The organism is Pseudoalteromonas sp. RB2-MNA-CIBAN-0110, from assembly GCF_040309305.1.
GTDB classification, from domain to species: domain Bacteria; phylum Pseudomonadota; class Gammaproteobacteria; order Enterobacterales; family Alteromonadaceae; genus Pseudoalteromonas; species Pseudoalteromonas arctica.
In genome coordinates this window covers 67496-79284 of sequence record NZ_JBEOOQ010000021.1, presented here as the reverse complement: position 1 = coordinate 79284, position 11789 = coordinate 67496, and the positions used below count along the sequence as shown (strand labels likewise).

The 11789-nt window shown below is 38.9% G+C and carries 12 protein-coding genes; 3 read left to right on the top strand and 9 right to left on the bottom strand.

The annotated features are described in order from the left end of the window. Nucleotides 1-992: 992 nt before the first annotated feature. Nucleotides 993-1697, bottom strand: a complete 705-nt coding sequence (deoD, locus tag AAEY68_RS11850; RefSeq protein WP_002959109.1) for a purine-nucleoside phosphorylase — start codon at nucleotides 1695-1697, stop codon at nucleotides 993-995. Beyond that, entirely contained in the window at nucleotides 1697-2929 is a 1233-nt protein-coding gene (locus AAEY68_RS11845) for a phosphopentomutase (RefSeq protein ID WP_010555228.1), read from the bottom strand. The genes deoD and AAEY68_RS11845 overlap by 1 nt, the downstream gene beginning before the upstream one ends. 192 nt (nucleotides 2930-3121) lie before the next feature. Between AAEY68_RS11845 and udk the strand changes: the two genes are divergently transcribed. From udk to AAEY68_RS11830, 3 genes are all read left to right on the top strand, one after another. Further along, complete coding sequence (udk, locus tag AAEY68_RS11840; RefSeq protein WP_007583533.1) at nucleotides 3122-3754, top strand: uridine kinase; 633 nt, start codon at nucleotides 3122-3124, stop codon at nucleotides 3752-3754. Between the two features lie 17 nt (nucleotides 3755-3771). Then, nucleotides 3772-4998: a NupC/NupG family nucleoside CNT transporter gene (locus AAEY68_RS11835; protein ID WP_007583535.1), complete on the top strand. Its 1227-nt coding sequence runs from the start codon at nucleotides 3772-3774 to the stop codon at nucleotides 4996-4998. Nucleotides 4999-5303: 305 nt separating this feature from the next. Beyond that, complete coding sequence (locus tag AAEY68_RS11830) at nucleotides 5304-6023, top strand: substrate-binding periplasmic protein (protein ID WP_350585966.1); 720 nt, start codon at nucleotides 5304-5306, stop codon at nucleotides 6021-6023. An 864-nt stretch (nucleotides 6024-6887) separates the two neighbouring features. Here AAEY68_RS11830 and AAEY68_RS11825 read toward each other — a convergent pair. The 7 genes from AAEY68_RS11825 to AAEY68_RS11795 all read right to left on the bottom strand — a co-directional run bounded on the left by AAEY68_RS11825 (nucleotide 6888) and on the right by AAEY68_RS11795 (nucleotide 11773). After that, a complete protein-coding gene (locus AAEY68_RS11825; protein ID WP_002959120.1) occupies nucleotides 6888-7097 on the bottom strand; it encodes a cold-shock protein in 210 nt (69 codons plus the stop codon). Nucleotides 7098-7332: 235 nt separating this feature from the next. Further along, nucleotides 7333-8049 carry a hypothetical protein gene (locus AAEY68_RS11820; protein ID WP_007583539.1) on the bottom strand — a complete coding sequence of 239 codons (717 nt, stop codon included), beginning with the start codon at nucleotides 8047-8049 and terminating at the stop codon, nucleotides 7333-7335. Beyond that, nucleotides 8046-8786: a hypothetical protein gene (locus tag AAEY68_RS11815; protein WP_024592430.1), complete on the bottom strand. Its 741-nt coding sequence runs from the start codon at nucleotides 8784-8786 to the stop codon at nucleotides 8046-8048. The genes AAEY68_RS11820 and AAEY68_RS11815 overlap by 4 nt, the downstream gene beginning before the upstream one ends. Further along, the gene (locus AAEY68_RS11810) at nucleotides 8773-9126 is read right to left on the bottom strand and encodes a cupredoxin domain-containing protein (protein WP_024592429.1); all 354 of its coding nucleotides are present in this window, start codon (nucleotides 9124-9126) and stop codon (nucleotides 8773-8775) included. The genes AAEY68_RS11815 and AAEY68_RS11810 overlap by 14 nt, the downstream gene beginning before the upstream one ends. After that, a complete protein-coding gene (locus AAEY68_RS11805; protein ID WP_024592428.1) occupies nucleotides 9119-10432 on the bottom strand; it encodes an ATP-binding protein in 1314 nt (437 codons plus the stop codon). Before AAEY68_RS11805 ends, AAEY68_RS11810 begins: the two co-directional genes overlap by 8 nt. 26 nt (nucleotides 10433-10458) lie before the next feature. Then, the gene (locus AAEY68_RS11800) at nucleotides 10459-11118 is read right to left on the bottom strand and encodes a response regulator (protein WP_024592427.1); all 660 of its coding nucleotides are present in this window, start codon (nucleotides 11116-11118) and stop codon (nucleotides 10459-10461) included. 7 nt (nucleotides 11119-11125) lie between these two features. Continuing rightward, complete coding sequence (locus tag AAEY68_RS11795) at nucleotides 11126-11773, bottom strand: tetratricopeptide repeat protein (RefSeq protein WP_024592426.1); 648 nt, start codon at nucleotides 11771-11773, stop codon at nucleotides 11126-11128. Between the last annotated feature and the right edge of the window lie 16 nt (nucleotides 11774-11789).

Sequence of the window (11789 nt, the reverse complement as noted above, 5' to 3'; positions counted from 1 at the left end):
TTACAAGCTTTTAAAGCAACGCTTGTACTTTTATAATGCCGAGTCAGCATTGGTTTTGCTCTTCTCATTTGCTCCTCTTTTTCTTCTCTGCGTGCATACTATTTTTTAGGGCTGTTATACACAAATAGGTTTAGAGACGCTCCGCTTTTAGAGAAGAGCTTAGAAGTTAAAATAATAAAAACAATCAGAAACTGTGCTTCTAACATGAGCAACAAGTCATACTCTAAACTTGGTATAAACACTTCTATTCGCGCAGGTTACAAGCTTTTAAAGCAACGCTTGTACTTTTATAATGCCGAGTCAGCATTGGTTTTGCTCTTCTCATTTGCTCCTCCTTTTCTTCTCTGCGTGCATATTGTTTTTTAGGGCTGTTATACACAAATAGGTTTAGAGATGCTGCGCTTTTAGAGTAGTTAGCTTAAGTAATTAGAAGCTGTGCTTCTCGCGCGAGCAAGCTCTGCGCCTACGTGGAAAACTTAACGCGGTGGTTAAAATTCACTTGTAGACGCGCTGCTTGCTGGCGTTTAAAAACGTAGTTTTTAGGATGAGTGATTAAGTAATTAGAAGCTGCGCTTCTCGCGCGAGCAAGCTCTGCGCCTACGTGGAAAACTTAACGCGGTGGCTAAAATCCACCTGTAGACGCGCTGCTTGCAGGCGTTTAAAAACGCAGTTTTTAGATGGTTGAATTAATACCAACCCGCAATAATACTTAATCATTTTTAGGGGCTAAACGTGTCGCTACCTGCGTTAAAAAATTCTCATTTAGAACAACTAAATAGCGAATTTTTTGCCTAGCTATCAACACGTTTTTCCATCCTCAAAATAGATCACTTAATTAAGCGAATTGGTATAAGTAATTAGAAGCTGCTACCCATTTTCTTCAGGCATAAAAAAAGCCGCATAAATGCGGCTTTGGAGGTTTAGTCTCACTTCACTTTGGGCGTGTCTCCAAAACTTAGTGAATACGTTACCAAGGAACTGTTATGTATTATTTAAGCTATTGACTCTAATGCAATTTTAACCATTTCGTTAAACGTGCTTTGACGCTCATCAGCAGGTGTTGCTTCGCCAGTGATTACGTGGTCACTTACTGTAAATAATGCCATTGCGTTTGCGCCGTATTCAGCTGCAACGCCGTATAAACCTGCTGTTTCCATATCTACTGCTAGCATGCCTAACTTGTCTAAGTCTTTATAGAACGAATCATCTGCTTGATAGAATGTATCTGTCGTAAATACGTTACCTACTTTTGCTTTAATTCCTAGCTCTTTAGCAGCGTTTACGCCGTTTAAAAGTAGGTCAAAGTTAGCAATAGCAGCAAAATCGTAGCCACGTACGCGTGCACGGTTTACGTTTGAATCTGTGCTTGCACCTTGTGCAAAAATTACGTCACGAATTTTGATATCTGTGCCAATACCGCCACACGTACCAATACGTATAATATTTTTAACGCCAAAGCTTACAATTAGCTCACGTGCATAAATAGACATTGATGGAATGCCCATGCCTGAACCCATGATACTTACTGGCTTACCTTTGTAAGTACCAGTGAAACCGTACATGTTACGAACGCCTGTAACTTGTACTGCATCATCTAAAAAGTTTTCAGCAATATATTGCGCACGTAGCGGATCGCCTGGCATTAATACTGTTTCGGCGAAATCACCAACGTTTGCACTGATATGCGGAGTACTCATTAATTGTTTTCCTTTTTATTTGGCGTTTTTAGCTCATTTAAAAAGCTGTCGCCGTAATCAAGCGCAGATAAGCTAAACCACTGTGCCAGTGTTTGACCTATATCTGCAAAGCTGTTGCGTTCACCTAATGGTGTGTTACTCATACCTGGTTGGTATGCAATAACAGGTACGTATTCACGAGTGTGCTCAGAACCTGGAAAGGTTGGGTCACAGCCATGATCTGCAGTGATCATTAATACGTCATCTGCTTTTAACTGATTTAGTATAGTTGGTAAATAGTCATCAAATTCTTTTAATGCTTTTGCGTATCCTACTGGATTACGGCGATGACCAAATTTTTCATCAAAATCAACTAGGTTAGTAAAGATTAAGCTACGATCTGGCGCGCTTTCCATTACTTCGCTGGTTTTTTCTAGCAAGTTCATAAGTCCAGGTGCTTTATGCTTTTGGGTTATGCCCTGATGCGCGTAAATATCTGAAATTTTACCAATACTAATTACTTCGCCGCCGTCTTTTGCTAGTACATCTAGCAATGTTGGTGCAGGCGGAAGTACTGAATAGTCACGACGATTACCCGTTCGAGCAAAGTCTTGGCTATTTGAACCCAAAAATGGCCGCGCAATCACTCGTCCTATATTCATTTCATCAAGTAGCGCCCGTGCGATTTCGCAAACTTGATAAAGCTTCTCTAGGCCGAATGACTCTTCATGCGCGGCTATTTGAAACACGCTATCAGCTGAGGTGTAACAGATTGGTTTACCTGTTTTTACATGCTCTTCACCTAGCTGTTCTAAAATGGTAGTTCCTGATGCATGGCAATTGCCTAATATGCCAGGAATACCTGTACGAGCAATAAACTCGTCTATAAATTCTTGTGGGAAACTTGGCTGTGTTTTTGGGAAATATCCCCAATCAAATAACACCGGTACGCCTGCCATTTCCCAATGACCTGATGGCGTGTCTTTTCCGCTAGAGATTTCTTTAGCGTAACCCCATGCACCTTGAGGAGCTTGGCGGTCTGAAATTAAACACGGTTCGCCACCGGCAGCTTCACATGCATCCACTAACCCAAGTTTTGATAGGTTAGGAAGCGACAGTGCACTGCCTGTTTCGTCGTAATATGCTTTTAGTAAGTGAGCGAATGTATTAGCCCCAAGATCGCCGAATTTATCTGCATCTGGTGCTGCACCGATTCCTAGGCTATCTGCCATTAAAATAATTGCTCTTGCCATTTTGACCTCACTTTGATTCTAGGTGGTTACTTTATCCGCTGATCGAATTTTCCGTACAGGACAAAAGTCCTGTTTCATAAAACCTAAACATTATAAATTTGCACCCTTGAGCGAAGCAAAAGAGATTAATCGTGTCTTTTTTGCTATTGTGATCTACCAACAATATATCTTTCTGTGTGGATGAGAACTTTAGTGACACGAACTACTATTATAGCCATTGCAGGCGCATCAGCGTCGGGCAAATCTCTTTTTAGCCAAACAATTTACAATGAATTGGTTAATGAGCTTGAACCAGGCGCTATCGCCATTATTGAAGAAGATGCTTATTACAAGGATCAGTCGCATTTGCCGATGGCTCATCGTACGCAAACAAATTACGACCATCCAGATGCATTTGAACACGCATTAATGCTTGAACATTTAACGCAACTTCGTTGTGGTAACTCAGTAGAAGTACCAACGTATGATTATGCACAGCACACGCGTAGCGCAACCACACGCCGAGTGCCAGCTGCTAAAATACTCATTGTTGAAGGTATTTTACTATTGAGTGATAAAGCGCTTAATAAAGAATTTGATATTAAGGTGTTTATAGACACACCTTTAGATATTTGTTTAATGCGTCGTATGCAACGTGATATGGAGCAACGAGGCAGAACATTACAATCTGTTGTTGAGCAATATCAGGCAACTGTTAGACCGATGTTTTATCAATTCATTGAGCCTTCTAAGCATAACGCTGATTTAGTTGTGACTCGAGGCGGCATGAACCGCGTTGCGATTGATATAATAAAAAGTAAAATTAAATATTTACTACAAGAATAACAACGGGAAACATTTGTATGACAACATTTATGAGCTTAGTAGGCATGTGTGTGCTACTAAGCATTGCCTTTGCTGCGTCAACTAATCGCAAGGCAATTAATTTAAGAACCGTTGGTATAGCATTTGCGATGCAAATTGTTATAGGCGGTTTTGTTCTGTTTTTCGAAGCAGGAAAAAATGTGTTAACTAGCATGTCATCAGCCGTCTCGTCGGTTATTGGTTATGCTAATGATGGTATTGGGTTTTTATTTGGTCCACTTGCCTCACAAGACACATTAGGTTTTATTTTTGCAATTCAAGTTTTGCCAGTTATCGTGTTTTTCTCAGCGCTTGTTGCTGTGTTATATCACCTTGGCATTATGGATTGGATAATTAGGATTTTAGGCGGCGGTTTACAAAAATTATTGAAGACCTCTCGCACAGAATCGCTTTCAGCAACTGCAAATATTTTTGTAGGCCAAACTGAAGCACCGTTAATAGTTAAGCCATTTATAGCAACGATGACAAAATCGGAATTGTTTGCAGTAATGGTAGGTGGCTTAGCCACTGTAGCAGGCTCTGTAATGGCCGGTTACGTAATTATTGGCGTAGATCTTAAGTATCTTATTGCTGCGAGCTTTATGGCTGCACCAGGTGGTTTCTTAATGGCCAAGATGATTGTGCCAGAAACTGAAACGCCTAGAGATAACTTAGCTGATTTAGATTTAGATGACGAAGATAAGCCTGTAAATGTAATTGATGCAGCTGCATCAGGTGCTGCAAACGGTATGCATTTAGCACTTAATGTAGGTGCAATGTTACTTGCTTTTGTAGCGCTAATTGCACTATTAAACGGTTTATTAGGCGGTATTGGTGGGTGGTTTGATTACCCAACATTAACGCTTCAAGAAATATTAGGTTATGTATTTGCTCCAGTTGCATGGTTACTAGGTGTGCCATGGGATGAAGCGATTATAGCCGGCAGCTTTATTGGTCAAAAGATAGTAGTAAACGAGTTTGTTGCTTACTTAGACTTTATAAATTATCGCGATACGTTAAGCGCGCACACACAAGCAATCGTTACTTTTGCTTTATGTGGGTTTGCTAACTTATCATCGATAGCCATTTTACTAGGTGGGTTAGGCGGTATGGCGCCTAGTCGGCGGAAGGATATCGCACGCTTAGGGCTCAGAGCAGTGTTAGCAGGATCTATGGCTAACCTTATGAGCGCAGCAATTGCTGGGTTTTTCCTCTCGCTAGCTTAGAAACTTATTGAGATGAACACCGGTGTTGCAAAACAAGAGGATAGCGCTTTAAGGGGTTAAAGCTCTATCTGACTTGAACGATACTTCACCAAGGGCCGCAAGGCCCTTTTATCGTTTTAGGCCTTAATTTTTAGCCTCAACTACTTCTAACCTCGAACCACTTATCTATCTAGCCCCTTTATAGTTATACATAACTCAAATAAACCAATATCTTAGTAACAAGTTCACATAAATAATTTTTGTGTTTTTCATATTTTCAGCCACACTTATTATTACTTAAGCTAACCGAATGACGATTCGCTATTGTGAAATATATTCTTTATTCTCTTTTTTTAATTTGCTCTGTGTATGTTCAAGCAAAGGAAGCCCTGCTTGTTGTTACAGAGTTAGCACCACCAAACCAAGTATTGATTAATGGCGAGGTAGCAGGTGAAGGTACTCAGTTTATTAGAGATATATTTGCTGAGGCTGATCTCAGACCTAACATTCAAATGTATCCTTGGGCACGTGCTTATAAAATTGCAGATGAGTTAAAAAACACCTTTATATACAGCCTTGCACGCACTGTAGAGCGAGAAAATAAATTTTATTGGATTGGACCAGTTGGACCAGTTGGACGATTTGAGCTGGGCTTTATCGGCCTATCAGAGCGAAATGATCTTATTATAAATAATACTGAACAAGCAAAAGTGTATAAAATTGCTATGCAGCGCAATGACTTTTCAACACAAACCCTCACGAAACTTGGATTTGAAGTTGTTTTAACCTCTGATATTCAAAAATCATACTCTTTACTATTAGCTAAAAAAGTAGATTTAATTGTAGACGATCCATTATATATGCAGCAGATGAGCGACTACCTAAAGCTCAAACCAGCACACTTAAGGTTTATCTATAAAATAGATGAGCTAACAATTGATGCTTATTTAGCTGCGAATAAAAAAACAGATATGCGTTTAATTGAAGCACTGCAAGCTGCATTTTTAAAAATAAAGCAAAATAAAGGGCTACCTTATGAAAGATAAATCATTGAAGGTAAGTATGCTTATAGGCGGCAAAATCATCTTTCATTTTTAACTTTTTATATTCTTCATAAAATTGCTTTATGACATGCTCTGGTACTGATTTATTAAATGCAATGTAATTGCTCACAAGCTTAGGAAGAGGTAATTCTTGCACTTCACTGCGTCAGTTGCTTTATATCCAAAGAGTTCTAGCTATACTTTATTGTAACTTTTGAACCTAAATTAGATCTATTTTTATTTTTAAAAACAAATCCATATATTGTTTTCGCCTCCAAATATTAGTAAGTTTTCGCCCGCTTTAAAACCAATTTTATATACGCCTAGAGCTGAATTGTTTTTTCGGCGTAAAATTTAGACCGCATACTTAATGGAATTGTTATAACTTACTTATCAGCTTTGAGCTTATAAAAGAAAGTTTGACTCGCGCCAGCGGCCCAGCCCAATAAAATGATGGGTCACGTTCGATGTTTTTAATTATTGAAACAATGCCAAAGTAAGGGGCTTTTAAACTAAGTTATAAGCACGCTTCCAAGGAAGCAATTTAAACTCGCAGGTTATATCAATAGCTGTGCAAATATCTTTTACGATATCGAGAGTAATACCAACAAGCTGATCTTTGTCGTTTTGAATTTGTTGTTTTGAAATTATAAGGGAGAAATGTTCGGTATAAATTACAAGCTTAAACTCACTTGCATTAGCGCAATGACTTAGAAGAATAGAAAAACGAATATTAGGAGGGGCTAAATAATAGCAATATCATTTAGTTAATTTACATTGATAATGGGCGTTGCTTGGTTTGAGTCAAATTTCAGACACAAAAAAAGCGCCTTAAGCGCTTTTTTTCATTTTACTTAAAAAGTAAAATTATACAGCTGTGATGTTATCAGCTTGTGGACCTTTTTGACCTTGTGAAAGAGTAAACTCTACACGTTGGCCTTCAGCTAAAGTTTTGAAACCTTCGCTTTTGATTGCTGAGAAATGTGCGAAAACGTCTGGGCCATTTTCTTGCTCGATGAAACCAAAACCTTTAGACTCGTTAAACCACTTAACTGTACCTGATACGATGTTAGACATTGTAATATCCTGAAATAAAAATAAAAATATGCTCATAAGAGCGGGTGTAGCAAAAAATGAGATGGTACTTTAAAAACTTCAGGACGGTACTACAAGTATTACTTATATCGAAATGGAGATTTATAGCTTACATGCTTTCTTTCTAGCTGCGGCCCACTATATAGAGTTTAAATAATATGTCAAGTACCTATCTATAATCAGAATAATAAACAACCAAAACTACTTTTAGTTGTTATTAAAATTCAAATTCTAATGCGAGCCTAAAACTATGGTTTTTTTCTGATTGGCTTATCTCAGTGATGAAACCCGCTTCCCATTTTAATTGCTTTTGCCCATCAAAGCGCTGTAAACCTATAAAGCCAGGCCCTATACCAATAAAGTCTTCACCTACGTAAACCTCTATAGAAGGCTGGAAAGCAGAGCGATATCGATAGCGATATTGTGCTCTAAACTCACTTTCCCATTCGTTTTTAATGTCTTGCCCCCACTCATAAACCAAAAAAGCATTTAGCGTAAGACTTGTTTTTCCAAATTCTTTTTCGATCACAAAACCCGAAGTTGCCTCATACACATCTTCGTTATGCTTTTTTTCAAGCTCAAATAACGCGCCCCAATCAGCCCATAATTTACCTTGTTCAATTAATTGCCAACGTAGCTCAAGCTCATAAGCTTCTAATCCAAAGTCGCCGTTGTCGTCTCGCTCACCAACTAAATAGCCTTCGAGTGCCATTGTATCGTTAATAGCACCACCGCCACCCAAACGCTGCGCTAGTATGTTGCCACTATCTGTTTGGTGCGACACTAATCGCCACTCAAACTCACGCTCAAAAGGCAAAACATAGGGGTGATATACCTTATCAACAACAATACCATCGGCCTTTGCTTGGATTGAGAATACCAACAAACAAAGAGCGGTAAAACTAAGCGCTAAATATAGGTTGAGTGCTTTCATACACGTTCCTTAGTTATTGGAGCCGAAATAACATAACAAAGTAATAAAAATAACACGCTGCTTGTACTATATATAAGTACACTCATTAAATCGGGAGTGGCCTCGTAACCAACAAGAGCACGCAATACGCGGCCTAGCTCAGAGTTTTCGTTTAGCAAATCACGTAAATCCCACACTGTTGAGGTGTTTGTAATTAAATCTATTTGGCTTGCCAAATCCAGTGCAACTAGTAACTTAGCCGCGCTGTTAAAAGCAAGCAAAGTAAAAAGCGGATACATACCAAAACGGTGCTTAATTGCATTCATTAAAAAGTACAGCAATACGCTAAAACTTAAACAAATTCCCACACCTAATAAAGTGCCAATAAATAAGCTTTGCCCTGCATCATTATTTTGCCAAAAACTGGTGAGGTAAATAATATAATGGCTTAAATACAGCGTTATTGTGCTTATAACTGCGATATAAAATGCCGCTGACTTTTGCTTTAGTGCAAATACCAATACAGCAATAAATATAGTGATACATAGCCCTATTTGTGAGTACTCTAACCCTTGGTGTTCAAACCACTGGCTCACCCACGACGCACTTTGCATGTACAAAAACGACATTATCGCGCCTATTAATAAAGCAGACCCTATTTTTAAAGAGCTCTGTTTTTTAACTACTTGTAGTAATACTAATAAAATAGCCACTGGTAGTAATTGGTTAAGGCTCATGACTAAACTAGTTATTAGCATGCTGCGCCCCTTCATCGTTAACTATAATAACGCCCCTTGCTGTATTTGGCGAAAACTCACCAAAAAACTCGTAATGCCCTTTACTTAGCGGTCCTATATAAATAATGCTTTTACGATTTGGGTAGAGTACTTTTTCTCTGTTTAGATCAAAGCTATCAAACTCTTCTGGTGTGCTGTCTTGGTTTTCTATCAATAGTTTTACTTTTTTATTTGCGGGAATAATTATTTGCGAGGGATAAAACAAATGATCTTTTAAAATAATAAGGTACTCTTTACTCGCCGCGTTAAACGACAAAAATAGCAAACAACAAAGACATTGATTGAATAAACGTTTAGTCACTTTTTACTCCTGTAAAAGTAACCTTAACGGTTAGTCCGCCTAAAGGGCTATTCGCTAAATGAATACTTGCGCCATAAATAGCAATTATATGTTGAACAATCGCCATACCTAAACCCGCACCTTGCTCGCCTGATGGATGTTGATCGCCACCCACACGATAAAAGCGATTAAATATTCGGTCTTTTTGCTCTTCAGTCATGCCCGCACCAGAATCATCAATTTGCCAACTATAGCTGTTATTACTTGATGCTAATTTAATTATTATTTGACCATTATTGGGGGTGTATTTTATGGCATTGCTAAGTAAATTAGCGATGAGTGTGGTTAATGTAAACTCATCACCATTAATTACAAAATCATCACCTTCAAGACTAATAGTTTGGTTTTTTTCATCTATTTTGTCGTATTGCTCCGATACAACTTGCTGAGTAATCGCTAGCAATGACTGCTCGCTAAACTGCCTCTGCCATTGTTCAGGCTGAGTACGCCCTAAAATTAGCATTTGTTCAACAATATTACTTAAGCGATTAATGCCCTGCGACATGGCTTGTAATTCTTGATGGTCTTGCGAGTTGTTTTGCTTACTAGCTAAATTGTGTACATTAATTTTTAAACTACTGAGCGGGGTACGTAATTCGTGAGCTGCATCTGAGGCAAAAAAGCGCTCCCGTAAGTAGGCAGTTTCTACTCGTTTAAATAAATCATTTAAACGATTAATAACAGGTTTGATTTCTTCATCGGTTACTTGCCAGTTAATTGGCGTAAAGTCGTTAGCTTGGCGAGACGCCAACTGCTTAGATAATCGGGTAAGAGGGGCTAATGCGTATTTAACAAAAAAGCTAATAAAAATAGCAAGCAGAGGGACTGCCCATAGCATAGGTAACATTGCAGATAAAATAACGGCTTCAGCTAATTCAAACCGCTTTGCCATAGGTTCAGCAACGATGACTTTACGGGTGTTTTTACTCATCACAAATACCCGCATACGCTGCCCTGCTACATTGCCCGTTTGAAAGCCCTCGCTAAAACTAATTTGGTTATTTGATAAACTCGATGAGCCACTAAGTAAATTATTATTTTGCCAAATTTGATACAACAACTGAGCGCTATTATTACTTACTTGTACTGCATTTGTGCTTAGTACCAATGGTTGCTCAATTAAAACGCCAGCCACTATTTTAAGTTCATTATCAAGCAAGTTTTCGCCGTGGTGCATGCTTTTTTGATAGCCTTTTACTAAAGCTAAAAAGCAAGTTAACACCATCATTGAAAGTAAAATTAAGGTCAGACGTTTACGAATAGACATTTTCAACCTCGAAAGATAAACACACCCTAACGCTTACCAACTACGTAGCCAATGCCACGTAAGGTTTTAATAAAATCGCTAGGGAATTTTTTACGAAGATGATGAATATGGACCTCTATGGCATTAGAGCCAACTTCTTCACCCCATTGGTAAAGTTTATTTTCGAGTTGTTGTTTTGATTGCACCCTTCCCTGATTTTCCATCAGCGCTTTTAAAAGCATGTATTCTTTTCGCGGTAGTGTAAGTGACTGCCCACTTAGTGTAACTGTATGAGCAGATGTATCCATTACTACATCACCACAGCGCAATAAGCTTGATTGTGTTTGGTTAATGCGCCGACTTGCTACACGTAAACGGGCAAATAGCTCAGCGGGATCAAACGGCTTTGCAAGGTAATCGTCTGCCCCCATATCGAGCCCTTGGACTTTGTCGTCAATACTGCCGCGAGCAGTTAAAATAACCACCGGTATTACTTTTTTTTGTGCTTTAATATGCTTTAAAACTTGCGAGCCGTCGCCATCAGGTAATCCTAAATCGAGAATAACAAGCTCAATTTCACCACTAGAAAGGCACTCTAAGGCGTGTTTTACTGTGCCACTATGCTCTACGCTGTAGCCCTCTTGACGCAAAGAGCGAATAAGTCCTTGCGCCACTAAATGATCGTCCTCAACGAGTAATAAATGCATTATGTGTTTATCTTTTTAGTTTTTTATCTACTTTTACCAATAGCTGGCTTATTGCTTGTTGGCGATATTCATCTGCTTTTGCACGAGTATCACGAATGCCCGCAGCTTGTGCTACAAGTAGTCGTGCTTTAGCTTGTTTATAATCGCCTTCGTCATACAAGTATTCACCGTATAAGTAATTAGTATCAATGCCTTCGAGATTAAAAGCGAGCGCTTGTTTAAATAATTTTTCAGCTTTATCGTCATCACCAAAACCAATTGGCCAACCAGGTACTTTGCTATAAAGCGTTGCAAGGCTTGCGTAAGCTGAGCCATTTAATGCAGTGCCATCAATTGAGAGTGCATTTTCGAGTGACGTTTTTGCCTCTTTTGCTAAACCAAGTGCACCCAACCCGCCTTTTGCGCCTGCAAAGCTGGCTAACACAATGCCATTCCAAATATGTGTTTGTGCCGAGCTTGGGTAGTTTTTAACAAACAATGCACTTTGCTCACTTAGTTGTGTAAACGCATCTATTTGCGCATCATCTTCAAGTTCGTAGTTAGCAATTGCCCACTTTTGTTGAATAGAGGTTAAGTCTTGTGTTTCATCTGCGTGTACTGCGGTTGCAAATACAGTTGTTAGTACTAAATAAAATGCGAGTGTAAATTTATACATAATTTTGCCCTTGTGT